Origin of the sequence: Bacillus tequilensis KCTC 13622, from assembly GCF_000507145.1 — a bacterium.
Taxonomy (GTDB): domain Bacteria; phylum Bacillota; class Bacilli; order Bacillales; family Bacillaceae; genus Bacillus; species Bacillus tequilensis.
In genome coordinates, this window is record NZ_AYTO01000034.1 from 434309 (window position 1) to 457150 (window position 22842).

The window sequence follows — 22842 nt, forward strand, 5'->3', positions numbered from 1 at the left end:
TTAATGATTATGTTAAACGGCCAAAAAGAATACCGCGTGGAAAAAGACTTCCTCGGAGAAAAACAAATTGAAGCAGATGTTTATTACGGAATTCAGACGCTCCGTGCTTCTGAAAACTTTCCAATTACGGGATACAAGATCCATGAAGAAATGATTAACGCGCTGGCGATTGTAAAAAAAGCTGCGGCTCTTGCCAACATGGACGTGAAACGGCTGTATGAAGGAATTGGCCAAGCTATCGTACAAGCCGCTGACGAGATTTTGGAAGGCAAATGGCATGATCAGTTTATCGTCGATCCGATTCAGGGCGGTGCCGGAACTTCTATGAACATGAATGCGAATGAGGTTATCGGAAACCGGGCGCTTGAAATCATGGGTCATAAAAAGGGAGATTACATCCATTTAAGTCCAAACACACATGTGAATATGTCACAGTCGACAAACGATGTGTTCCCGACTGCGATTCATATTTCCACATTGAATCTTTTGGAAAAACTGCTGAAGACAATGGAAGACATGCATAGTGTGTTCCAACAAAAAGCACAGGAATTTGATTCAGTTATCAAAATGGGACGGACACACCTTCAAGACGCTGTTCCGATTCGTCTCGGCCAGGAGTTCGAAGCGTACAGCCGTGTTCTTGAGCGTGATATCAAACGGATCAAACAATCACGCCAGCACCTGTATGAAGTCAATATGGGCGCAACCGCTGTCGGTACAGGCCTAAACGCAGATCCTGAATATATCAAACAGGTTGTAAAGCACCTTGCAGATATTAGCGGTCTTCCGCTTGTCGGCGCAGATCATCTTGTTGATGCCACACAAAACACAGATGCCTATACAGAGGTATCAGCAGCATTAAAAGTCTGCATGATGAACATGTCGAAGATCGCCAACGATCTCCGTTTAATGGCATCAGGCCCGCGCGCCGGACTTGCGGAAATATCTCTGCCTGCCCGCCAGCCGGGATCATCCATTATGCCGGGGAAAGTCAATCCGGTTATGGCGGAGCTGATCAACCAAATTGCGTTCCAGGTTATTGGAAACGACAATACAATCTGTCTTGCTTCAGAAGCCGGCCAGCTTGAATTGAACGTTATGGAGCCAGTGCTTGTTTTCAACTTGCTTCAATCCATCAGCATCATGAACAATGGCTTCCGTTCGTTCACTGACAATTGCCTTAAAGGCATTGAAGCCAACGAAAAACGCTTGAAGCAATACGTGGAAAAAAGCGCAGGCGTAATTACCGCTGTCAATCCGCATCTTGGATATGAAGCGGCTGCACGAATCGCCCGGGAAGCGATTATGACAGGCCAATCAGTCCGTGATCTTTGCCTGCAGCATGATGTGCTGACAGAAGAAGAGTTGGATATTATTTTGAATCCATTTGAAATGACAAAACCTGGGATTGCTGGGAAAGAACTATTAGAAAAATAAAATTTGAACAAAAATACAGCTTATTCATCTCCGAATAGTCGGGTGAATAAGCTGTTTACAACATAGGGATGAGAAAGTATAGTATACGTGTTGCACTATTTATTGAAAGCGTTTTAGCTTTTTACATGAAGGGGGACTTCTTTTGAAGGATGTAAGATTGCCAACACTATTCGAAATTATTATTGTACTAGGATCATTTTTAGCACTTGTCATGTCGTTTACAGTCTTTTTAGACTTGCCGATACAGCTTGCGCTCTTCATTTCCTGGTTTATTGCTATGATTCTCGGAATCAGACTCGGTTATTCTTATAAAGATATGCAAAATGCGATTCTGTATGGAATATCAAATGGGCTTGAAGCCGTTCTGATTCTCGTTTCAGTCGGGGCGCTCATTGGGACATGGATCGCCGGAGGCGTTGTGCCGACACTGATTTATTACGGATTAGAATTTATTCACCCTAGTATCTTTTTACTGGCAACATTGATTATTTGTTCTATTATGTCTGTGGCAACAGGAACGTCATGGGGAACAGTCGGAACTGCCGGCATCGCCATGATCGCAATTGGAGAAGGTTTAGGTATCCCGCTTCCTCTCGTAGCAGGAGCTATTCTTTCAGGCGCTTATTTCGGGGACAAGCTTTCTCCTTTGTCTGACAGTACAGTTCTGGCTTCCTCACTATCCAAAGTCGATGTATTAGACCACGTGAGAGCAATGCTTTATTTATCAATACCTGCATATGTGATTACGGCCATTTTATTTACTATTACCGGCTTTATGTATGGCGGAAAAAATATTGATCTTGATAAAGTTGAATTCTTAAAATCTTCTTTGCAAAATACGTTTGACATCCATATTTGGATGCTGATCCCGGCTGTAGTGGTCATTGTCTTATTGGCGATGAGAAAGCCGTCTATGCCGGTTATCGTGATCGGTGCTTTACTCGGCGCAATCTGGGCTGCTGTTTTCCAAGGCATGAATATTGCGGATGCGATTGCTACAGCGTACAATGGATTTTCTATTAAAACAGATGTTGAATTTTTGAATGGCCTGTTAAACCGCGGCGGGATTGTCGGAATGCTCAGTTCCCTTGTCGTGATTATCTTTGGTCTTGGTTTTGGCGGTTTGCTTGAGAAACTCGGCGTGCTGAAAGTCATCGTCTCACTATTTGAAAAGAAATTAACATCTGCCGGCAATGTCACTTTATCTACGCTGATTGTAGCGTTTTTAGCAAACATCTTCGGCTGCGCGATGTATGTATCTCTTATTTTGACTCCGAAAATTATGGAAGACAGCTATGATCGCCTGCATCTGGACCGAAGAGTGCTATCACGTAACTCGGAGGTCGGGGGAACATTAACTTCAGGTATGGTTCCTTGGTCTGATAACGGGATTTACATGGCGGGAATCCTCGGGGTTTCTACCTTCTCTTATTTGCCGTTTATGTGGCTTAGTTTTGTTGCAATAGGTCTTGCCATTATCTATGGTTATACAGGAAAGTGTATATGGTACACGAAAAACAATACAGTCAAAGCCGAAAAACTAGGCTAATAGGGGAGGGTCACTGAATGATAGCGAAACACATGATTCGGACACTGATGATCGAAACGCCGTCGGTTCCCGGAAATCTTGGAAGGGTTGCTACGGCAATCGGTCTTCTGGGCGGGGATATTGGTGAAGTGGAGACGGTAAAAGTCGGCCCCAATTACACAATGCGGAATATTACCGTTCAAGTGGAGAATGAAGAACAGCTTCAGGAAGTGATCACGGCCGTACAGGATCTTGGAGAAGGGATCAGGCTTCACACCGTATCCGATGAAGTCCTGTCCGCACATGAAGGCGGAAAAATCCAAATGAAAAGCAAAATGCCGATCCACTCGCTTGCAGAGCTTGGGCGTGTCTATACACCAGGTGTTGCAGACGTATGCAGGCTGATCGAAAAAGAACCAGAAAAAGCGTCTATTTATACAACGATCAGCAATTCTGTTGCGATTGTAACGGATGGAACGGCAATTCTCGGTCTTGGGAATATCGGCTCCGTGGCAGGCATGCCTGTCATGGAAGGAAAGGCTGCTCTGTTTGATCAGCTGGCGGGTATCAGCGGCATTCCGATATTGCTTGATACGAGTGATCCTGAAGAAATCATCAAAACGGTAAAGCATATTTCTCCGGGTTTTAACGGCATCCTGCTTGAAGATATCGGCTCGCCGCATTGCTTCGAAATCGAAGACCGCCTAAAAGAGGAGCTGAACATCCCTGTTATGCACGATGATCAGCATGGTACTGCTGTTGTGACGCTGGCAGCTGCGATCTCGGCATGCAAGAGTGCGGGGGTTGATCTGAAGGAAGCGAAAGTGGGGCAAATCGGTTTGGGCGCAGCAGGTGTTGCTATTTGCCGGATGTTTATGGCCTACGGTGTGAAAGCTGTGTACGGAACAGACAAATCAGAGGCAGCCATGGACCGTCTTGAACAATACGGCGGACAGGCAGTAGCCAGCATCGAGGAGCTCATGGAATCTTGTGACATTGTCATTGCCACAACGGGCGTTCCAGGTTTAATTAAACCGGCGTTTGTACGTTCCGGCCATGTGATTTTGGCTTTATCGAATCCGAAGCCTGAAATCGAGCCGGAGGCTGCGCTGCAGGCCGGCGCAGCATATGCAGCTGACGGACGTTCTGTTAATAATGTGCTTGGCTTCCCGGGTATTTTCAGAGGAGCGCTCAACGCAAAAAGCAAGGAGATCAATCATGATATGCTTGTCGCAGCAGCTGAGGCTATCGCAGCCTGTACAAAACAAGGCGATGTAGTTCCTCAGCCGCTTGATTCGAAAGTTCATCATGAGGTAGCAGCTGCGGTCGAGCACGCGGCTCTTAATCCAGTGAAATAAATCTGCGTAAAAACAGCACCTGACATAAACAGGTGCTGTTTTTTCTCATCGTATGATGATTTTTGCTATAATGGCTGTGAATCATTAAAGGGAGTGATCAGCATGGCGAAGAGCCGAGCGAAAAAGAAGCGGGAACATCTGTTGAGAAACGGCGGGCGTGACGTTTTATTATCAAGAGGAAGTTCACCATCTTTCAGCACACATGAAAGAAAGACAAAAAGCAAAAAAGAGATTTTGAATAAAAGAAATGGTAAGAATCCTTATGATCATACGGCATTTGATGATAAGGATTTTTTTGTGCCCGCAAAAGCCGCCTAGTATCTTTCTCTATCGTTTCTTTTTGAAAAAGGGCATGTTTTTCCGTTTCTTTCATACAATCTATTAAATCAAATCACTAGATCGTGCGGGAGGAAACGGTATGCGAAAAATCTCTTATAAGGACATGTTTCTCGGACATGTCAAAGATCATCTCTCTCTTTATATATTTGTCTCAGTGCTGTTTTTCATGGGTGTCATCTTTGGGGCGATTATTGTCAACAGCATGACCATCAGCCAGAAAGAAGATTTATATTACTACTTAAGCCGATTTTTCGGACAGCTTTCGGATGGAAAACAAGCAAGTGCATCTGATATGTTTGGGCAAAGCATCTTCCATAACGCAAAATATTTAGGGCTGATGTGGATATTGGGCATTTCCGTCATCGGGATGCCGATTATTTTTATCATGATCTTTCTGAAAGGCATCGTCGTCGGCTTTACTGTCGGGTTCCTTGTCAATCAGATGGGCATCAGCGGTTTTTTCTTATCCTTTGTCTCCGTTTTGCCGCAAAATGTGCTGCTGATTCCGGCATATCTCATTATGGGTACGTGTGCGATCGCATTTTCTTTAAAACTAATCAGGCAGCTGTTCGTGAAACGCAGCCTGCATGACGCGCCGATTCAGTGGTTCGGGCGGTATGCTTTCGTGCTTCTGGTCATCCTGTTTTTAGCGCTGATCTCCTCTCTTTTTGAAGCATATTTATCTCCGGCTTTAATGGAAAAGCTTACATCGAGACTTTTTTAAAATCATTATTAAAAGGAAATCGTTTTATTTATCAGTTTATAATAATTATAGTTGGAACTATGCGCGTATTTTGTTATAATGAGTCATGGAATGCGGCGTAGGAGGGAAAGACATGGAAAACCGTATCGATCGAATTAAGAAACAGCTGCACTCATCCAGCTACAAACTTACGCCTCAGCGTGAAGCGACAGTAAGAGTGCTGCTTGAAAACGAAGAAGACCATTTAAGCGCAGAAGATGTATACCTCCTCGTAAAAGAGAAATCTCCTGAGATCGGTCTCGCTACAGTATACCGTACGCTTGAATTATTAACTGAATTAAAAGTCGTTGATAAAATTAACTTTGGAGACGGCGTGTCCCGTTACGACCTTCGGAAAGAGGGCGCAGCTCACTTTCATCACCACTTGGTGTGCATGGAGTGCGGAGCCGTTGATGAAATTGAAGAAGATTTGCTTGAAGACGTGGAAGAAATCATTGAACGTGATTGGAAATTTAAGATTAAAGATCATAGATTGACATTTCACGGCATTTGCCACCGCTGTAACGGAAAAGAAACTGAATAGACGGTGCCGAGCGCGAACCTTTTCTCATGGGGAAAGGGTTTTTTGCTGTTTCTATGTATAAAACCTTTCTGATTTGGCATATGGTTTAAATAACTGGAACCATAGGGAAAGGATCGATTAGGACATGGGAAGATTCCTAAAAACAGCTCTTGATGCATTGAAAGTTTTCATCCTGTTTACCGGTTTTACCGCTTTGTTCTATTATGCTATGATATGGGTGAATCAAGAGTATGAAAACTATCATCGGTACGATAAACCGGAAGGCTCCGCTGTAAAAGTTGTTGAAATGGACCAGAATGAAAAAGGCGGATGGTTCGACCGGTTAATCTTTTTTTACCAAAACGGGGAGTAGATCAAGAGTGAAAGATCAAATAAAGGATTTCATCCACTACGTTGTTGTAGAGAGAGGGCTTTCCCAAAACACGGTGGTATCCTATGAACGTGACTTGAAAAGCTATTCTCTCTATTTAACAGAAACCCTTCACGTTACGAATTGGAATCACGTAACTCGCATACATATAATCCAATATTTAAAGCACTTGAAGGACTCTGGGAAATCCGGCAAAACATCAGCGCGGCATTTGGCATCCATTCGCTCTTTTCACCAATTTCTCCTCAGGGAAAAAATAACGGACAAGGACCCTTCTGTTCATATCGAAACACAAAAAACTGAACGGGCGCTTCCGAAGGTGCTCGCACTCAATGAGGTCGAGCGATTATTGGACACGCCTAAACTGACAAGCCCTTTTGGCTATCGGGATAAAGCGATGCTGGAGCTGCTTTATGCGACAGGCATACGAGTCAGTGAAATGATTGAATTGACAACAGCTGATGTTCATTTGTCCATGGGTTTTGTCCGCTGCTTCGGGAAAGGAAGAAAAGAACGGATTGTGCCAATCGGTGAAGCCGCCGCTTCCGCCATTGAAGAATATATCACAAAAGCCAGGGGGAAACTGCTGAAGAATAATGTGTCTGACGCTCTCTTTTTAAATCATCACGGCAAACAGATCAGCCGTCAGGGTTTTTGGAAGAACCTGAAGAAAATTGCGCTGGAAGCCGGGATCAAAAAAGAGCTGACCCCGCATACGCTCAGGCATTCCTTTGCAACTCATCTGCTTGAGAATGGGGCGGATTTAAGAGCGGTGCAGGAAATGCTCGGTCATGCGGATATATCCACAACGCAAATCTATACGCATGTGACGAAAACAAGGCTGAAGGATGTGTACAAGCAGTTTCATCCGCGGGCCTAGCCGCAGGGGGTGCGGCTTTTTTGTTTAGAAAGGCAGAAAATAATGAAGTTTCTCATTATTTCCAAATGCATTGTCAACGGGAATGAAAACGATTTATACTTGAGTTGTCAGACCTCTTAGCGATACAATAGACGTATAGAAAAAAAGGAGGCTTTCAAGATGCCTGCATACAAATATAATCGTGTGTTTTTAATTGTAATGGATTCAGTCGGAATCGGCGAAGCGCCGGATGCCGCTGACTTTAATGACGAAGGCGCTAATACGCTCGGACATATAGCCGAGCATATGAATGGATTACATATGCCGAATATGGCAAAACTCGGCCTTGGTCTCATCGAGGATATTAAAGGTGTAGAAAAAACGGAACAACCGCTTGCATATTATGGGAAAATGCAAGAGGCGTCAAACGGCAAAGATACAATGACCGGCCATTGGGAAATCATGGGCTTATACATTGATAAACCGTTTAAAGTGTTTCCAGAGGGTTTTCCTGATGAATTGCTTCAGGAACTGGAAAAGAGATCCGGACGCAAAATTATCGGAAACAAGCCGGCTTCCGGCACAGCGATCTTGGACGAGCTTGGCCAAGAGCACATGGAGACGGGAGCTTTAATTGTATACACATCTGCTGACTCTGTGCTGCAAATTGCCGCTCACGAAGAGGTTGTGCCGCTTGAGGAGCTGTACCGTATTTGTGAAACGGCGAGAGAGCTGACGCTTGATCCGAAATATATGGTTGGCCGCATTATCGCACGGCCGTTCGTCGGAGAGCCGGGACAATTCAAACGGACGCCAAACCGCCATGATTATGCGCTGAAGCCGTTTGACCGAACTGTCATGAATGAATTGAAAGACAGCGGCTTAGATGTGATCTCAATCGGTAAGATCTCTGATATTTACGACGGAGAAGGCATTACTTCTTCACGGAGGACGGTTTCCAATATGGACGGAATGGACAAGGTGATTGATACGCTGGGTGAAGACTTTACGGGTTTGAGCTTTGCGAACCTTGTTGATTTTGACGCTTTATTCGGACACCGCCGTGACCCGGAAGGCTACGGACGCGCGCTTGAAGAATTCGATGCGCGGCTTCCGGAAGTATTTGAGAAAATGAAAGAAGACGATCTGTTACTCATTACAGCCGACCACGGCAATGATCCGATTCATCATGGAACCGACCATACACGCGAGTACGTGCCGATCCTCGCTTACAGCAAAAAACATAAGAAAGCGCAAATGCTGCCGCTTGCAGATACATTTGCCGATATCGGCGCAACAATCGCTGATAATTTCCAGACGAATCAACCGAAATACGGGAAAAGCTTTTTATCTTTATTACAATAGGGGGACTGTTTCTTGAAAGACAGAATCGAACGCGCAGCCGCTTTTATTAAGCAAAACCTGCCGGAATCTCCGAAGATCGGCCTTATTTTAGGCTCAGGTCTTGGCATTTTGGCGGACGAAATCGAGAATCCGGTAAAGCTGAAATATGAAGACATACCTGAATTCCCCGTATCTACTGTTGAAGGCCATGCGGGACAGCTTGTGCTTGGCACACTTGAAGGAGTTTCCGTTATTGCGATGCAGGGCCGTTTTCATTTTTATGAAGGCTATTCAATGGAGAAGGTCACTTTCCCTGTACGCGTGATGAAAGCGCTTGGCGTGGAAGCGTTGATCGTCACAAATGCCGCTGGCGGTGTCAATACTGAATTCCGTGCGGGTGACTTAATGATCATTACCGATCATATCAACTTTATGGGAACTAACCCTTTAATCGGGCCAAACGAAGCCAAGTTTGGCGCCAGATTTCCAGATATGTCTCAAGCCTATGACAAAGACCTTTCCAGCCTGGCTGAAAAGGTTGCGAAAGACCTTAACATTCCAATTCAAAAAGGCGTGTATACCGCTGTGACAGGGCCTTCTTACGAAACACCGGCTGAAGTCCGTTTCTTAAGAACGATGGGCTCTGACGCAGTCGGCATGTCTACTGTACCGGAAGTCATTGTAGCGAATCATGCGGGAATGCGGGTCCTTGGCATTTCCTGCATCTCTAACGCGGCAGCCGGAATTCTGGATCAGCCTCTAAGTCATGATGAAGTAATGGAAGTGACCGAAAAGGTAAAAGCAGGATTCTTGCAGCTTGTTAAAGCGGTCGTCGCTCAGTACGAATAAAAATTGAATGAATGCAAGATCAAAAGACAGCTGTGTCTGATATGACGCAGCTGTCTTTTTTATGCCCAAAAAAGATACGAAACATTTTCCATCAGTGGCGTATAAAACCATCTCGCTTGGAAAAAATAAAAAAGATTATGAAATGGAGGGCTTTTGAGATGAAACGTCTTTTATCCACTTTGTTGATTGGTATCATGCTGCTTACATTTGCACCGTCTGCATTTGCAAAACAAGACGGAAAACGTACATCGGAGCTTGCTCATGAAGCGAAGTCTGCGGTGCTGATAGAACGTGACACAGGAAAAGTGCTTTACAACAAAAACAGCAATGAGAGACTGGCGCCTGCAAGCATGACGAAAATCATGACGATGCTTTTAATTATGGAAGCTTTAGATGAAGGCAAAATCAAAATGAGTGATAAGGTTCGTACAAGCGAGCATGCTGCTTCAATGGGCGGCTCACAGATTTTCCTTGAGCCCGGAGAGGAAATGACTGTAAAAGAAATGCTGAAAGGCATCGCAATCGCATCGGGAAATGATGCTTCCGTAGCGATGGCTGAATTCATTTCCGGCTCTGAAGAAGAATTTGTGAAGAAAATGAACAAAAAAGCAAAAGAGCTGGGTTTGAAAAACACATCCTTCAAAAATCCGACCGGACTGACTGAGGAAGGGCATTACAGTTCTGCATATGACATGGCTATCATGGCTAAGGAATTATTGAAGTACGAATCAATCACGAAGTTTACCGGCACATATGAAGATTATCTTCGTGAAAATACAGATAAAAAGTTTTGGCTGGTGAATACGAATCGGCTGATCAAGTTTTATCCTGGCGTAGACGGTGTAAAAACAGGCTATACAGGTGAAGCGAAATATTGTCTGACAGCTTCGGCTAAAAAAGGAAACATGCGGGCCATTGCGGTTGTATTCGGAGCGAGCACGCCTAAAGAACGAAATGCACAAGTGACAAAGATGCTTGATTTCGCCTTTAGTCAATATGAAACGCATCCTTTATATAAACGAAATGAAATAGTAGCAAAAATAAAGGTCAAAAAAGGCAAACAAAAATTTGTTGAACTCACTACATCTGAGCCGATTTCAATCTTGACGAAAAAAGGCGAGGATATGAACAATGTGAAAAAAGAAATTAAAATGAAAGACAATGTAAGCGCTCCGATTCAAAAAGGCCAAGAGCTTGGCACGCTCATTTTAAAAAAGGACGGAGAAGTACTCGCTGAAAGTCCTGTTGCTGCGAAAGATGATATGAAGAAAGCCGGGTTTATCACATTCTTGAAGCGGACGATGGGAGACTGGACAAAATTTAAGTAATTATGCCGAATGCCCACTAGTTTTGTCACGGTGAAGGAATTCATTCCGTCGAAATCGAAACACTCATTATCCGATCATATCAAGGAGGAATGAGCATGAGCCTTGGAATTGACATGCATGTCAAAGAATCTGTGCTTTGTATTCGATTAACAGGCGAACTCGATCACCATACGGCAGAAACCCTGAAGCAAAACGTGACCCAATCATTAGAAAAGGATGATATCCGCCATATCGTGCTGAACTTGGAGGACCTTTCCTTTATGGACAGCTCGGGGCTTGGCGTTATTTTAGGAAGATACAAGCAAATTAAGCAAATTGGCGGGGAAATGGTCGTTTGCGCCATCTCTCCTGCGGTGAAGCGGCTGTTTGATATGTCGGGTCTGTTTAAAATCATCCGATTTGAACAATCTGAGCAGCAGGCGCTGCTGACACTGGGGGTGGCATCATGAAAAACGAAATGCACCTTGAATTTTCTGCCCTCAGCCAAAATGAATCATTTGCCCGTGTGACAGTTGCTTCATTTATAGCTCAGCTGGACCCGACAATGGATGAACTGACCGAAATCAAGACAGTTGTGTCAGAGGCTGTCACGAATGCTATTATCCACGGATATGAAGAGAACTGCGACGGAAAGGTTTACATTTCAGTGACGCTGGAAGATCATGTCGTATATATGACCATTCGTGATGAAGGCAGGGGCATTACAGATCTCGAAGAAGCCCGTCAGCCCTTATTCACGACGAAGCCTGAGCTTGAGCGCTCTGGAATGGGCTTTACCATTATGGAGAATTTCATGGATGATGTCAGCATCGACTCATCGCCTGAGATGGGAACGACGATTCGCTTAACAAAGCACTTATCAAAAAGCAAAGCGCTTTGTAATTAAGGAGATTTGTTATGGATGTGGAGGTTAAGAAAAACGGCAAGAACGCTCAGCTGAAGGATCATGAAGTAAAGGAATTAATCAAACAAAGCCAAAATGGCGACCAGCAGGCAAGAGACCTCCTCATAGAAAAAAACATGCGTCTTGTTTGGTCTGTCGTACAGCGGTTTTTAAACAGAGGATACGAGCCTGACGATCTCTTCCAGATCGGCTGCATCGGGCTGTTAAAATCTGTTGACAAATTTGATTTATCCTATGATGTGCGCTTTTCAACGTATGCAGTGCCGATGATTATCGGTGAAATCCAGCGTTTTATCCGAGATGACGGGACCGTAAAGGTGTCAAGGTCATTAAAAGAGCTCGGAAACAAAATCCGTCGCGCGAAGGATGAACTTTCAAAAACACTGGGCAGAGTGCCGACGGTGCAGGAGATCGCCGACCATTTGGAGATTGAGGCAGAAGATGTCGTACTCGCCCAAGAGGCGGTAAGGGCTCCGTCATCGATTCACGAAACTGTTTATGAGAATGACGGAGATCCGATTACCCTTCTTGATCAAATTGCTGACAACTCGGAAGAAAAATGGTTTGACAAGATTGCGCTGAAAGAAGCGATCAGCGATTTGGAGGAAAGAGAAAAACTAATCGTCTATCTCAGGTATTATAAAGACCAGACGCAGTCCGAGGTGGCTGAGCGGCTTGGGATCTCTCAAGTTCAGGTTTCGAGGCTTGAAAAGAAAATATTAAAACAGATCAAGGTTCAAATGGATCATACGGATAGCTAGTCTGCGATGCAGGCTGGCTTTTTTTGTGCGTGAAAGCGTGGTAATTTATGGTCTTTTCAAGCGGATGAATGAGAACAACATCGAACCACATACTACATATATAACCACCGAAAGATGGTGATCAATGATGGAACGACGTATATTTATCCGACTTCGCCACCGGGTGCTGGCTCATCCGGGGGATATCATCACAGTTGGAGATGCCGCACAAATTGAAGGACAGCTTCAGCTGAAAAACAAACTTTCAGCTATGCCGCTTTACCAGGTGAGCGAAAAAGATAAAAATATCGTAATTTTGGATATCATACAAGTCCTCAAAGCCATTCATTTACAGGATCCGACACTTGATGTTCAAACGGTAGGCGGAGCAGAAACCATTGTTGAAATTCAGTACCGGAAACGGCAATTATCAACAGTTCTGTTTGTCGGTGTTTGGCTGCTTTTGTTTATCGGATCGTGTCTGGCTATCATGAACTTTCATGAAGATGTAAGCATGAGAGATGTTCATATCGCACTGTATGAAATCATAACCGGAGAGAAGAATGACTATCCATATTTGCTCCAAATCCCATACAGCATCGGTTTGGGACTGGGAATGATCGTGTTTTTTAACCACATATTTAAAAAACGTCTTAATGAAGAGCCCAGCCCGCTGGAGGTCGAGATGTTTAACTATCAGCTCGATCTCGATCAATATGTGGCCATGCATGAGAATCGAGAAACATTAAAGGACCTGCATGATCGTTAGTGTATTGTTCATTATTTTTGTCGGGCTCGGCGGAGGCATCACGGTGGGGGCGGGCTTCGTTGCTTTTTTAACCGTAATGGGAATCATTCCGCGGCTGATGCAGCTCACCAAAACGATGAGATTTGTTCAGGCTTATGAAGCGGCTGTTATACTAGGCGCGGTTTGCGGGGGATGGGAGACGCTCCATATGCACCATCTTTTTTTGACAAAATGGATTGCCGTGCCGGTCGGGCTGTTGGCAGGTTTGTTTGTCGGGATGCTTGCGGCCGCTCTTACAGAGGTTTTGAATGTGCTGCCGATTTTAGCAAAACGAATCGGGCTCAGAAGTAAAATTATTATTCTGTTGATGGCCATCGTGATTGGGAAAATCGCGGGATCTTTATTTCACTGGCTGTATTTTATTGATCATTCATAGGGAGGCTTTTAAGATGACAAACATAAAAGAAAACTACAAATCAAAAGTGAAAACATATCAGCCTAAGCCGCCTTACGTCTGGAACTGTGTAAAAGCTTTTCTGGTAGGCGGTCTGATCTGCGCGATCGGGCAAGGTCTGCAAAATTTTTATATCCATTTCTTTAATTTTAATGAAAAAACAGCGGGAAATCCGACTGCGGCAACATTGATATTAATTTCAGCTTTGCTTACCGGATTCGGCATCTATGACAGAATCGGACAGTTTGCAGGAGCCGGTTCAGCCGTACCGGTCACAGGTTTTGCCAACAGTATGGCCAGTGCTGCTCTTGAATATAAAAGCGAAGGGTTAGTGCTCGGAGTAGCGACAAACATGTTTAAACTGGCGGGGAATGTCATTGTTTTCGGTGTTGTGGCCGCGTATATTGTCGGAATGATACGGTTTGCTTTTGAGAAACTGATGTCATAGGAGGAGAAGAAAATGAAATTAACAGGAAAGCAAACCTGGGTGTTTGAACATCCCTTATTTGTCAACTCAGCGGGAACGGCAGCGGGTCCAAAGGAAAAAGACGGACCGCTCGGGTCTTTATATGATAAAACCTACGACGATATGCACTGTAATCAAAAAAGCTGGGAAATGGCTGAACGCCAGCTGATGGAAGATGCGATTACGTCAGCGCTTCAAAAAAATAATCTGACAAAAGATGATATTGATCTATTGCTGGCAGGTGACTTGCTGAATCAAAACGTGACCGCCAATTATGTGGCAAGACACTTGAAAATTCCGTTTCTTTGTATGTTTGGCGCCTGTTCAACATCAATGGAAACAGTGGCTGTCGCATCGGCCTTGGTTGACGGCGGGTTTGCCAAAAGGGCCCTCGCTGCTACCAGCAGTCATAATGCCACAGCGGAAAGGCAGTTTCGCTATCCCACAGAATATGGAGGCCAAAAACCGGACACTGCCACCTCTACTGTAACCGGAAGCGGTGCAGTTGTCATCAGTCAGACACCGGGTGATATCCAAATCACAAGCGCGACAGTCGGAAAGGTTTCTGACTTGGGGATAACAGATCCGTTTGATATGGGATCGGCCATGGCTCCGGCTGCAGCTGATACGATTAAACAGCATTTTAAAGATCTCAACCGGACAGCGGATGACTATGATCTTATCCTGACAGGTGACCTGTCAGGCGTCGGCTCTCCCATCGTAAAAGATATCTTAAAGGAAGATGGCTATCCGGTCGGCACAAAGCATGATGATTGCGGTCTTCTGATTTACACTCCGGATCAGCAGGTCTTTGCCGGAGGGAGCGGCTGCGCTTGTTCAGCGGTTGTCACCTACTCTCACATTTTTAAGCAGCTGAGAGAAGGGAACTTAAACCGTGTATTTGTCGTGGCAACCGGGGCGCTGTTAAGCCCGACGATGATCCAGCAAAAAGAAACCATCCCAACCATCGCCCATGGGGTTGTATTTGAGCGTGCAGGAGGTGCATCTTAACATGGACTACCTTTTGGCTTTTGTATGCGGCGGGGCCATTTGTATTGTCGGCCAGCTGCTTTTGGACATTTTTAAGTTGACGCCAGCCCACGTCATGACAACCTTTGTAGTGATTGGCGCGATCTTAGATGGATTTGGCATTTACGATAAATTTATTGAATTTGCCGGAGGAGGAGCCACCGTTCCGATCGTCAGCTTCGGCCATAGCCTTCTCCACGGTGCCATGCACCAGGCTCACATACACGGATTTATCGGAATCGGCATGGGGATTTTTGAGCTGACCTCCGCAGGTATTTCAGCAGCCATTCTCTTCGCTTTTATCGTAGCTGTTATTTTCAAACCGAAAGGATAATGCCGACATGACGACAAAACGCAAGGTCATACTGGTAACAGACGGGGATGTGTACGCCGCTAAAACAATTGAATACGCCGCAAGCAAGGTGGGCGGGCGATGTATTTCACAATCAAAAGGAAATCCTTCCATCCGCAGCGGCACGGAGCTTGTCAAGCTGATCACCTCAACTCCGTATGATCCTGTATTTGTCATGTTTGACGACTCCGGCCTGCAAGGAGAAGGTCCGGGAGAAACCGCTTTGATCTATGTCGCCACCCATCCGTCAATTGAAGTGCTCGGAGTGATTGCAGTTGCGTCAAAAACCCATCAGGCTGAATGGACCAGAGTTGACGTAAGCATTGACCGCAATGGAGACATAACTGAATACGGCGTGGATAAAGTCGGTGAAAGAGAATTTGATGAACACAGAATGAGCGGAGATACAGTCTATTGCCTTGATAAACTTGATCTCCCGCTTATTGTCGGCATCGGGGATATCGGCAAAATGGGCAGAAAAGACGATATTTCAAAAGGATCGCCGATCACGATGAAAGCGGTCGAGTTTATTTTAGAAAGGAGCGGATATCATGCCGGATCACAAGGAAGAAAAAATTCGGGTTTATCGGAATCCAGCTAAAAATGAAGCGTACTTCAAAAATCGCGTCGGGATGGGGACAAGCTATGATGTAGGGGTTCGAAAGCTCACCATTTTAGACCAAGAAATTCAGCTTTACTACTTAAATGGATTATGCGATACGGCCTATATCATTCATTTAATGAGAGAGCTTGTGGCCATTAACAATCGGAAAGAAGATCCTGATGAACTGGTCGATATCGTCGAAAACAGGCTGTTAAACGCCCAGGTCGAAAAAGTAAAAACCTTGGATGAAACGACTGACCAAGTTCTGTCTGGGCTGGTCGCGGTCATTGTTGAAGGCGCAGGCTTCGCATTTATTATTGATGTCAGAAGCTATCCGGGCAGAAATCCGGAAGAACCCGATACAGAAAAGGTGGTCAGAGGGGCCAGAGACGGTTTTGTTGAAAATATCGTCGTCAATACGGCTCTTCTCAGAAGGCGGATCAGAGACGAACGACTTCGCGTCAAGATGACAAAGGTAGGCGAGCGGTCAAAAACGGATCTGAGTATTTGTTATATAGAAGATATTGCAGATCCGGATCTGGTTGACATCGTGGAAAAAGAAATCGCTGCCATTGATGTCGATGGATTAACAATGGCTGACAAAACAGTCGAAGAATTTATCATTAAACAAGGCTACAACCCGTATCCTCTCGTCCGCTATACAGAAAGGCCGGATGTGGCTGCTAATCATGTGCTTGAAGGCCATGTCATTATTATGGTTGATACATCGCCAAGTGTGATTATCACCCCGACGACTTTGTTTCACCATGTTCAGCATGCCGAGGAATACAGACAGGCGCCTTCAGTCGGCACTTTTTTAAGATGGGTAAGATTTTTCGGCATCATTGCTTCCACTTTACTTCTCCCGATCTGGTTTCTATTTGTTCTTCAACCGGACCTGCTGCCCGAGAATATGAAATTTATCGGTTTAAATAAAGATACACATATCCCGATCATTCTGCAGATTTTCTTAGCTGACTTAGGGATTGAGTTTCTCAGAATGGCGGCCATTCACACACCGACCGCTTTATCGACAGCAATGGGACTCATTGCCGCTGTTCTGATCGGCCAGATCGCCATTCAAGTCGGCCTGTTTTCGCCAGAGGTGATTTTGTACGTCTCACTTGCAGCAATTGGAACCTTTACGACGCCTAGTTATGAATTAAGCTTGGCTAACAAGATGGGCCGTCTTGCTATTATGGTACTTGTTGCCTTATTTCATATAAAAGGGCTCGTAATCGGATTAACATTGCTGATTATCGCCATGGCAAGCATCAAATCCCTCCGTACACCGTACTTATGGCCGATGATTCCCTTTAACGGCAAGGCGCTGTGGCAGGTGCTGGTCCGCACAGCGAAGCCTGGCGCAAAAGTAAGGCCTAGTATCGTTCACCCTAGAAATCGCTTAAGACAGCCTACCAATTCATAATCGCATTGAAACTGACTGAAGAGTATGATAATGTATGTCTTAATTATGAAAGGACAGTCTCTAAAACTGTCCTTTCATCCATAAGCGGAGAAAGAGGGAATGACATTGTTCTTACATGGCACAAGCAGGCAAAATCAACATGGGCATTTAGAAATCGGAGGTGTGGATGCTCTCTATTTAGCGGAAAAATATGGCACACCTCTTTACGTATATGATGTAGCTTTAATACGTGAGCGTGCTAAAAGCTTTAAGCAGGCATTTATGACTGCAGGCCTGAGAGCACAGGTGGCATATGCGAGCAAAGCATTCTCATCAGTCGCGATGATTCAGCTTGCTGAGGAGGAGGGGCTTTCTTTAGATGTTGTGTCAGGGGGAGAGCTTTATACAGCTGTTGCGGCAGGCTTTCCGGCAGAACGCATTCACTTTCATGGGAATAACAAGAGCAGGGAAGAACTGCGCATGGCGCTTGAGCACCGCATCGGCTGCATTGTGGTGGATAATTTCTATGAAATTTCCCTGTTGGAAAACTTATGCAAAGAAACGGGACACTCTATTGATGTTCTTCTTCGGATCACACCAGGGGTAGAAGCGCATACGCATGACTACATTACAACCGGTCAGGAAGATTCAAAGTTTGGTTTCGACCTTCATAACGGACAAACTGAACGGGCGATTGAGCAAGTATTACAATCAGAGCATATTCAGCTGCTCGGTGTCCATTGCCATATTGGCTCGCAAATTTTTGATACGGCCGGATTCGTGTTAGCGGCGGAAAAAATCTTCAAAAAACTGGACGAGTGGAGAGCGTCATACTCGTTTGTATCCAAGGTATTGAATCTTGGAGGGGGGTTCGGCATCCGTTATACGGAAGATGATGAACCGCTTCATGCTACTGAATACGTTGAAAAAATTATTGAAGCTGTGAAAGAAAATGCTGCCCGTTACGGTTTTGCCATTCCGGAAATTTGGATCGAACCGGGCCGTTCTCTCGTGGGAGACGCAGGCACAACTCTTTATACGGTCGGCTCTCAAAAAGAGGTGCCGGGTGTCCGCCAATATGTGGCTGTAGACGGAGGCATGAATGATAATATTCGTCCCGCGCTTTATCAGGCTAAATATGAAGCTGCAACAGCCAATCGTATCGGAGAAGCGCATGATAATACGGTATCGATTGCCGGAAAATGCTGTGAAAGCGGTGATATGCTGATTTGGGATATTGACCTGCCGGAAGTAAAAGAAGGTGATCTTCTTGCCGTTTTTTGTACAGGCGCATACGGATACAGCATGGCCAACAATTACAATCGAATCCCGAGACCTGCCGTTGTATTTGTAGAAAATGGCGAGGATCACTTAGTCGTAAAGCGAGAAACATACGAAGATATTGTAAAACTTGATCTGCCTTTTAAAACGGGTGTAAAGCAATAAAGAAAGCGCCGATTTCTCGGCGCTTTTTCTTATTTAAATATAGAAACGATCGCGTTCCAGATGGATACGAAGAAATCAATCACTTTTTGGATGAAGTTTTTGCCATCATCGGATTCTATGAATTTCGTAATCTTATCTTTCGCTTTATCAAGCTGGTCGCTGACCTGTCCCCAGTCAATGTGAGCGTTTTTCATCTTATTGAATAGGGAGACAAGCTGATCTTTTTGGCTGTCTGTAAGTGTAACGTTTAGATCAGAAGCTGCATCGTCCACTTGTTTTTCAATGTCAGCCTTATTGTCAGGCACTCCGTTTTTAGCAAATTTTTCTTTGATTTTTGCAATGAGAGCTGCCGCATTTTCGTTACCGATTTTGTCCCCAAGCTCTGATGTCGTGACAAGCTCTTGGTTGGCTACTTGCTTCACATCTTCCGAGATTGCTTCGTCAGACGAAACCTCATACGCCTTAATCAATCCGGTTAAAGCAGCAGTCCCGGAGACCTCAAACGGTGCTGTAACATACACCTTCGCATCTTTAACACCGGCTGTCATCAGCGCATTCAGGTACATTTCATCTGTAATGCCGCTGATATTATGTGTCTCAACATTCAGTCCGGAGCCTTTTTTGGCAATCGTTATCGACGATGAAGAAATCGCTCTTGATCCGATTTGAGCGTTCGATATATATTTTCCTAAATATTCATGTTCTTCCTTATTGGTCACAGTTACCGTTGTTGCATTGTCAGGGACATTCATTTCATCAAGCACTTTTTGTTTATCAGATTCTGATAAATCTGCACCAAGTGTTACAATGACATCTCCAACTGCGGCATCCGCGAGACTGACTTTCGGAACCGTCAGCAGCAAAACGGCCGCTGCCAGCATTCCAATCCATATTTTTTTCAAAGCAGTTTGACCTCCTTCAATTTCACAAGCAGCTGGATAGAGCTGCTTTGCGAGGACCTGAATCGTGATGGAAATACAGCTCCGTTAGGTTAGACGGAGATAAAGTGATCCGGGTTTCATTTTTATTTTTTGTAAAGCCGGGAGATTCGTTTTCCCCTGAAAGGTGTGGTATAATAGCCGCGACAAGGAGAGGCAGGCTATAACCTATCATACATAATCTCCTTTGAAAATTAAAATAAAGAAAGTAGGCATACAATTGAAAACAGGTTACTTTTTATTAGAAGACGGCAACAAAATTGAATTTGAACTTTACCCTGAAGCTGCACCGGGTACTGTCGCAAACTTTGAAAAGCTTGCGAACGAAGGCTTTTATAACGGCCTTACATTCCACCGAGTGATTCCAGGCTTCGTCAGCCAAGGCGGATGCCCGCATGGAACTGGCACAGGCGGTCCGGGATACACAATCAAATGTGAAACAGAAGGAAACCCTCATACACATGAAGCGGGTTCTCTTTCGATGGCACATGCTGGAAAAGACACAGGCGGCAGCCAATTTTTCATAGTCCATGAGCCGCAGCCACATTTGAACGGTGTTCACACTGTGTTCGGTAAAGTAACAAGCGGATTAGAGTTCGCAAAAAATATGTCTAACGGTGACGTCATGAAAGAAGTTCGTGTAGAAGGCTAATAGGCAGGCAGAAGGCTTCCTCGTATCGGGGGGCCTTTTTTATTTAGCAAAAATGTTCAATAAAAAAACCGCCCGAGTATGGATGGCGGTTGGCAAACCAGTCGTTTAGTTAGTGGTAAGTAGGGTGACATCTTAAGTGGTCTCTCCTGTAATGAATAGACTAAAATGTTTTGGTCACGTTCTGATCCGTAAATTGATGATTAATCATTTTAGCCTTGCTTATAAAGTTATTTTCAAAGACAATTCCTGTGTTTAAACCTCCGGAACCATACACCGATTTGGACAAAGTTAATGGCCTGATCATAAATGCGCCGCCTACGTTTACTACGCCGTTCCCGGAAATGTTGTTTATATTAATAGGATAATCAATCATACTATCAAGTCTCCTTTCATCGTATTCTATTTTTTATATGTATTACTGCTAGAGTCAATCAGCATAAACTTATTGGCAAAAATATTTTAAAGACGGCTGTTTTAATTGATTTATAAAAAATTGCTCAAGAAGAGCTTTCTTTAAAAACTTTCCTAGCTGTGCTTTAAATACGCTGAATGCGGCAACTGCTTTTCTGGCAAATATAATAGGATCACCCTTCGTTGACTCAAGGTGCATAACCATTGTCCGCGGCTCTTCGATCACCAATAGTTATGCGATGCTGTATCGGTGATGTTCCGATTGCGAACTGCTTCTCCTAAGTTAAATACTCTGTCGTGGGCGACCTCAAACGAGAAAAATTGGAGCATGAACAAAGGAGATGAGGCAGGCACTCTCTTAATATGAAATGTTGAACCGAATAAACATCTGACTCTGGGACCGCCCAACAATTTAGCAAACTCCCTGCACGTATCTTTTGTTTCTTCGCATTTCATCCTGTTTTGCCTTCTCTTTCATAGGCAGTTTATGTCAAAAAAGAATGTCTGTCTGAAGGGACGAGTATAGGAAGGAAACAGCCCTTTTGTCTCCGTTTGAGAGCGTGGTGTGCTGATTATAAAAAAAGCGGATAGGGAATAATAAGAAAATAAAAAATTCAAGGAGAGTCTCATGCATGTTTTAACGAGTTTGCTCGAACAGTATGGATATATCGTCTTGTTCATTGCCTTGATGTTAGAGCTTATTGCTGTACCCGGGCCGGGGGAATTTCTGATGGGCTATGCCGGTGTTCTTGTGTTTCAAGGGAAGTTAAACTGGATGTTAAGCATATTAGCGGCTGGATTGGGAAGCTGTGCGGGAGTGAGCATTTCGTATTGGATCGGATACACACTTGGCCCCGCTACAGTGCAAAAATATGGAGAACGAATTCATTTTGGAAAGGACAGGCTGGAAAAAACATCACGCTGGTTTAAGCATTACGGTAATAAATTATTGCTCATTGCTTATTTTCTACCAGGCGTGCGCCATATTGCCGGCTATGCTGCAGGCATCACGCGAATCCCTTATAGACTGTATGCCATCTATGCGTATTGCGGTGCTTTTCTGTGGGCAGGCACGTTTATTTCCCTTGGAAAGCTACTCGGACCAGAGTGGGAGCAGTTTCATGCCTCAATCAAAAAGTATTTATTAATCGGGAGCTTGTTTGCTATCATTGTGTTTCTTCTGTTTTATCTGATCAAGACCCAAAAAAGCAAGGTCAGAGAGTTGATGATAGCGGGATTGGTGAAGGGGGCAAGACAATTTCACACCCTACGCCGTTTAAGGCTGCTGATCGTGTTCACAGCGTTATTTTTTTGATTTTTTTGCTGGTAATGGGAAGTTTAGTTGAAAATTACATCAATGATGAATTTAAGCCGTTTGACACGATCGTTACACTCGTGGTGACAGTTCTTTTTAACTCACAGTGGAAGTATGGGATGGAAGTATTCGGGGCTTTTGCGTCGAGAGATGTTCTATTAGCCGTTATGGTTGTCACTTTTCTATGGATAGTATTCAAAGGGCAAGACCGTAAAATCGAACTCTCTTTCTTATTTTTCTTAGTCATTGGCGGAGAGCTCTATGAAGAGGGAATCAGACGGCTCTTTCATTCCCTTCATCCTGTTCACGCGCCTTTGGCAAGTCATGCATTATATTCATTTCCAAGTGAACAAACGTTAACGGCATTTGTCATTTTTGGTTTCTGTGCTTATCTTTTTGTTCGGCATTCACATAAGGCGCGTCTGCAAGCTGTTGCATTTTTCTTGTTTATGATCGTTTTATTTCTCATAGGGCTGAGCCGTGTGTATTTTAATGAGCAGTATCCGAGTGATGTTGCTGCCGGGTACGCCTTCGGCGGTGTTTGGCTGAGTTTGAACGTTTTGGTCATGGAACTCTTCCGTTTCTCCAGAAGATTTAGCAAGCTGAGAAATGAATCAAATTAGCATATAAAGTACCGGTGAAAAAAGAAGCAAACTTTAAAATTGGTCAATTGATCA

At 44.4% G+C, this 22842-nt stretch carries 28 protein-coding genes; 25 read left to right on the forward strand and 3 right to left on the reverse strand.

Annotated features, from left to right (window positions below):
- Window positions 1–9: 9 nt before the first annotated feature.
- The 22 genes from aspA (at window position 10) to lysA (ending at window position 18849) form a co-directional block, all read left to right on the forward strand.
- A complete protein-coding gene (aspA, locus tag V756_RS0113820; RefSeq protein ID WP_024715171.1) occupies window positions 10–1437 on the forward strand; it encodes an aspartate ammonia-lyase in 1428 nt (475 codons plus the stop codon).
- Window positions 1438–1579: 142 nt separating this feature from the next.
- Window positions 1580–2986 (forward strand): malate-H+/Na+-lactate antiporter MleN, encoded by a 1407-nt coding sequence (mleN, locus tag V756_RS0113825; protein WP_024715172.1) that lies wholly within the window; start codon window positions 1580–1582, stop codon window positions 2984–2986.
- A 17-nt stretch (window positions 2987–3003) separates the two neighbouring features.
- On the forward strand, window positions 3004–4323 hold the full coding sequence (locus V756_RS0113830; RefSeq protein WP_024715173.1) for an NAD-dependent malic enzyme: 1320 nt from the start codon (window positions 3004–3006) through the stop codon (window positions 4321–4323).
- A gap of 102 nt (window positions 4324–4425) precedes the next feature.
- Entirely contained in the window at window positions 4426–4641 is a 216-nt protein-coding gene (gene brfA, locus V756_RS0113835; RefSeq protein WP_024715174.1) for a ribosome rescue factor BrfA, read from the forward strand.
- A 100-nt stretch (window positions 4642–4741) separates the two neighbouring features.
- Complete coding sequence (gene spoIIM / locus V756_RS0113840) at window positions 4742–5386, forward strand: stage II sporulation protein M (protein ID WP_024715175.1); 645 nt, start codon at window positions 4742–4744, stop codon at window positions 5384–5386.
- A gap of 112 nt (window positions 5387–5498) precedes the next feature.
- The gene (gene fur / locus V756_RS0113845; RefSeq protein WP_003223972.1) at window positions 5499–5948 is read left to right on the forward strand and encodes a ferric iron uptake transcriptional regulator; all 450 of its coding nucleotides are present in this window, start codon (window positions 5499–5501) and stop codon (window positions 5946–5948) included.
- Window positions 5949–6072: 124 nt separating this feature from the next.
- The gene (locus V756_RS0113850) at window positions 6073–6300 is read left to right on the forward strand and encodes a YqzK family protein (RefSeq protein ID WP_024715176.1); all 228 of its coding nucleotides are present in this window, start codon (window positions 6073–6075) and stop codon (window positions 6298–6300) included.
- Between the two features lie 7 nt (window positions 6301–6307).
- Complete coding sequence (gene xerD, locus V756_RS0113855) at window positions 6308–7198, forward strand: site-specific tyrosine recombinase XerD (RefSeq protein ID WP_024715177.1); 891 nt, start codon at window positions 6308–6310, stop codon at window positions 7196–7198.
- 159 nt (window positions 7199–7357) lie between these two features.
- Window positions 7358–8542, forward strand: a complete 1185-nt coding sequence (gene deoB, locus V756_RS0113860; RefSeq protein ID WP_024715178.1) for a phosphopentomutase — start codon at window positions 7358–7360, stop codon at window positions 8540–8542.
- A gap of 12 nt (window positions 8543–8554) precedes the next feature.
- The gene (locus V756_RS0113865; protein ID WP_024715179.1) at window positions 8555–9370 is read left to right on the forward strand and encodes a purine nucleoside phosphorylase I, inosine and guanosine-specific; all 816 of its coding nucleotides are present in this window, start codon (window positions 8555–8557) and stop codon (window positions 9368–9370) included.
- A gap of 158 nt (window positions 9371–9528) precedes the next feature.
- Window positions 9529–10698 (forward strand): D-alanyl-D-alanine carboxypeptidase DacF, encoded by a 1170-nt coding sequence (gene dacF, locus V756_RS0113875; protein ID WP_024715180.1) that lies wholly within the window; start codon window positions 9529–9531, stop codon window positions 10696–10698.
- A 95-nt stretch (window positions 10699–10793) separates the two neighbouring features.
- Window positions 10794–11147 carry an anti-sigma F factor antagonist gene (gene spoIIAA, locus V756_RS0113880; RefSeq protein WP_024715181.1) on the forward strand — a complete coding sequence of 118 codons (354 nt, stop codon included), beginning with the start codon at window positions 10794–10796 and terminating at the stop codon, window positions 11145–11147.
- Entirely contained in the window at window positions 11144–11584 is a 441-nt protein-coding gene (gene spoIIAB, locus V756_RS0113885) for an anti-sigma F factor (protein ID WP_003223955.1), read from the forward strand. Before spoIIAA ends, spoIIAB begins: the two co-directional genes overlap by 4 nt.
- 11 nt (window positions 11585–11595) lie before the next feature.
- A complete protein-coding gene (sigF, locus tag V756_RS0113890) occupies window positions 11596–12363 on the forward strand; it encodes an RNA polymerase sporulation sigma factor SigF (protein WP_024715182.1) in 768 nt (255 codons plus the stop codon).
- Window positions 12364–12490: 127 nt separating this feature from the next.
- A complete protein-coding gene (spoVAA, locus tag V756_RS0113895) occupies window positions 12491–13111 on the forward strand; it encodes a stage V sporulation protein SpoVAA (protein WP_024715183.1) in 621 nt (206 codons plus the stop codon).
- Window positions 13101–13526 carry a stage V sporulation protein SpoVAB gene (spoVAB, locus tag V756_RS0113900; RefSeq protein WP_024715184.1) on the forward strand — a complete coding sequence of 142 codons (426 nt, stop codon included), beginning with the start codon at window positions 13101–13103 and terminating at the stop codon, window positions 13524–13526. The genes spoVAA and spoVAB overlap by 11 nt, the downstream gene beginning before the upstream one ends.
- 13 nt (window positions 13527–13539) lie before the next feature.
- Complete coding sequence (gene spoVAC, locus V756_RS0113905; RefSeq protein ID WP_019714841.1) at window positions 13540–13992, forward strand: stage V sporulation protein AC; 453 nt, start codon at window positions 13540–13542, stop codon at window positions 13990–13992.
- A gap of 12 nt (window positions 13993–14004) precedes the next feature.
- Complete coding sequence (gene spoVAD, locus V756_RS0113910; protein WP_024715185.1) at window positions 14005–15021, forward strand: stage V sporulation protein AD; 1017 nt, start codon at window positions 14005–14007, stop codon at window positions 15019–15021.
- Between the two features lies 1 nt (window position 15022).
- Window positions 15023–15373 (forward strand): stage V sporulation protein AE, encoded by a 351-nt coding sequence (spoVAE, locus tag V756_RS0113915; RefSeq protein WP_014664475.1) that lies wholly within the window; start codon window positions 15023–15025, stop codon window positions 15371–15373.
- Between the two features lie 7 nt (window positions 15374–15380).
- Window positions 15381–15992, forward strand: coding sequence for a stage V sporulation protein SpoVABEA (spoVAEA, locus tag V756_RS0113920; RefSeq protein ID WP_024715186.1), 612 nt, complete (start codon window positions 15381–15383; stop codon window positions 15990–15992).
- On the forward strand, window positions 15943–17424 hold the full coding sequence (gene spoVAF / locus V756_RS0113925) for a spore germination protein SpoVAF (RefSeq protein WP_024715187.1): 1482 nt from the start codon (window positions 15943–15945) through the stop codon (window positions 17422–17424). The genes spoVAEA and spoVAF overlap by 50 nt, the downstream gene beginning before the upstream one ends.
- A gap of 105 nt (window positions 17425–17529) precedes the next feature.
- Window positions 17530–18849 carry a diaminopimelate decarboxylase gene (gene lysA, locus V756_RS0113930; RefSeq protein WP_024715188.1) on the forward strand — a complete coding sequence of 440 codons (1320 nt, stop codon included), beginning with the start codon at window positions 17530–17532 and terminating at the stop codon, window positions 18847–18849.
- Window positions 18850–18878: 29 nt separating this feature from the next.
- Here the strand turns inward: lysA and V756_RS0113935 are convergent, their stop codons facing one another.
- Entirely contained in the window at window positions 18879–19751 is an 873-nt protein-coding gene (locus V756_RS0113935; protein WP_024715189.1) for a DUF1002 domain-containing protein, read from the reverse strand.
- A gap of 256 nt (window positions 19752–20007) precedes the next feature.
- On the opposite strand from V756_RS0113935, the gene V756_RS0113940 reads away from it, so the two are divergent.
- Window positions 20008–20439: a peptidylprolyl isomerase gene (locus tag V756_RS0113940; RefSeq protein WP_024715190.1), complete on the forward strand. Its 432-nt coding sequence runs from the start codon at window positions 20008–20010 to the stop codon at window positions 20437–20439.
- 160 nt (window positions 20440–20599) lie between these two features.
- On the opposite strand, the gene V756_RS0113945 is transcribed toward V756_RS0113940, so the two are convergent.
- Both V756_RS0113945 and V756_RS1000000123940 read right to left on the reverse strand, forming a co-directional pair.
- Window positions 20600–20812, reverse strand: a complete 213-nt coding sequence (locus V756_RS0113945; RefSeq protein ID WP_024715191.1) for a spore germination protein — start codon at window positions 20810–20812, stop codon at window positions 20600–20602.
- A 69-nt stretch (window positions 20813–20881) separates the two neighbouring features.
- Window positions 20882–21055, reverse strand: a complete 174-nt coding sequence (locus V756_RS1000000123940; protein WP_155906216.1) for a hypothetical protein — start codon at window positions 21053–21055, stop codon at window positions 20882–20884.
- Window positions 21056–21478: 423 nt separating this feature from the next.
- On the opposite strand from V756_RS1000000123940, the gene V756_RS1000000124470 reads away from it, so the two are divergent.
- Window positions 21479–22165 carry a DedA family protein gene (locus tag V756_RS1000000124470; protein WP_081719863.1) on the forward strand — a complete coding sequence of 229 codons (687 nt, stop codon included), beginning with the start codon at window positions 21479–21481 and terminating at the stop codon, window positions 22163–22165.
- Between the two features lie 14 nt (window positions 22166–22179).
- The gene (locus tag V756_RS1000000124475; protein WP_255210033.1) at window positions 22180–22788 is read left to right on the forward strand and encodes a phosphatase PAP2 family protein; all 609 of its coding nucleotides are present in this window, start codon (window positions 22180–22182) and stop codon (window positions 22786–22788) included.
- Window positions 22789–22842: the final 54 nt, after the last annotated feature.

What these genes read in the sequence shown, in the direction of transcription:
- V756_RS0113850 (WP_024715176.1), top strand. Translation starts at nt 6,073, where the DNA reads ATGGGAAGATTCCTAAAAACAGCTCTTGATGCATTGAAAGTTTTCATC.
- spoIIAA (WP_024715181.1), top strand. Translation starts at nt 10,794, where the DNA reads ATGAGCCTTGGAATTGACATGCATGTCAAAGAATCTGTGCTTTGTATT.
- sigF (WP_024715182.1), top strand. Translation starts at nt 11,596, where the DNA reads ATGGATGTGGAGGTTAAGAAAAACGGCAAGAACGCTCAGCTGAAGGAT.
- spoVAEA (WP_024715186.1), top strand. Translation starts at nt 15,381, where the DNA reads ATGACGACAAAACGCAAGGTCATACTGGTAACAGACGGGGATGTGTAC.
- brfA (WP_024715174.1), top strand. Translation starts at nt 4,426, where the DNA reads ATGGCGAAGAGCCGAGCGAAAAAGAAGCGGGAACATCTGTTGAGAAAC.
- spoVAD (WP_024715185.1), top strand. Translation starts at nt 14,005, where the DNA reads ATGAAATTAACAGGAAAGCAAACCTGGGTGTTTGAACATCCCTTATTT.
- spoVAB (WP_024715184.1), top strand. Translation starts at nt 13,101, where the DNA reads ATGATCGTTAGTGTATTGTTCATTATTTTTGTCGGGCTCGGCGGAGGC.
- spoVAF (WP_024715187.1), top strand. Translation starts at nt 15,943, where the DNA reads ATGCCGGATCACAAGGAAGAAAAAATTCGGGTTTATCGGAATCCAGCT.
- spoVAA (WP_024715183.1), top strand. Translation starts at nt 12,491, where the DNA reads ATGGAACGACGTATATTTATCCGACTTCGCCACCGGGTGCTGGCTCAT.
- spoIIAB (WP_003223955.1), top strand. Translation starts at nt 11,144, where the DNA reads ATGAAAAACGAAATGCACCTTGAATTTTCTGCCCTCAGCCAAAATGAA.
- V756_RS1000000123940 (WP_155906216.1), bottom strand. Translation starts at nt 21,055, where the DNA reads ATGGTTATGCACCTTGAGTCAACGAAGGGTGATCCTATTATATTTGCC.
- V756_RS0113830 (WP_024715173.1), top strand. Translation starts at nt 3,004, where the DNA reads ATGATAGCGAAACACATGATTCGGACACTGATGATCGAAACGCCGTCG.
- spoVAC (WP_019714841.1), top strand. Translation starts at nt 13,540, where the DNA reads ATGACAAACATAAAAGAAAACTACAAATCAAAAGTGAAAACATATCAG.
- V756_RS1000000124475 (WP_255210033.1), top strand. Translation starts at nt 22,180, where the DNA reads ATGGGAAGTTTAGTTGAAAATTACATCAATGATGAATTTAAGCCGTTT.
- deoB (WP_024715178.1), top strand. Translation starts at nt 7,358, where the DNA reads ATGCCTGCATACAAATATAATCGTGTGTTTTTAATTGTAATGGATTCA.
- aspA (WP_024715171.1), top strand. Translation starts at nt 10, where the DNA reads ATGTTAAACGGCCAAAAAGAATACCGCGTGGAAAAAGACTTCCTCGGA.
- spoIIM (WP_024715175.1), top strand. Translation starts at nt 4,742, where the DNA reads ATGCGAAAAATCTCTTATAAGGACATGTTTCTCGGACATGTCAAAGAT.
- spoVAE (WP_014664475.1), top strand. Translation starts at nt 15,023, where the DNA reads ATGGACTACCTTTTGGCTTTTGTATGCGGCGGGGCCATTTGTATTGTC.
- dacF (WP_024715180.1), top strand. Translation starts at nt 9,529, where the DNA reads ATGAAACGTCTTTTATCCACTTTGTTGATTGGTATCATGCTGCTTACA.
- V756_RS1000000124470 (WP_081719863.1), top strand. Translation starts at nt 21,479, where the DNA reads ATGCATGTTTTAACGAGTTTGCTCGAACAGTATGGATATATCGTCTTG.
- fur (WP_003223972.1), top strand. Translation starts at nt 5,499, where the DNA reads ATGGAAAACCGTATCGATCGAATTAAGAAACAGCTGCACTCATCCAGC.
- V756_RS0113945 (WP_024715191.1), bottom strand. Translation starts at nt 20,812, where the DNA reads ATGATTGATTATCCTATTAATATAAACAACATTTCCGGGAACGGCGTA.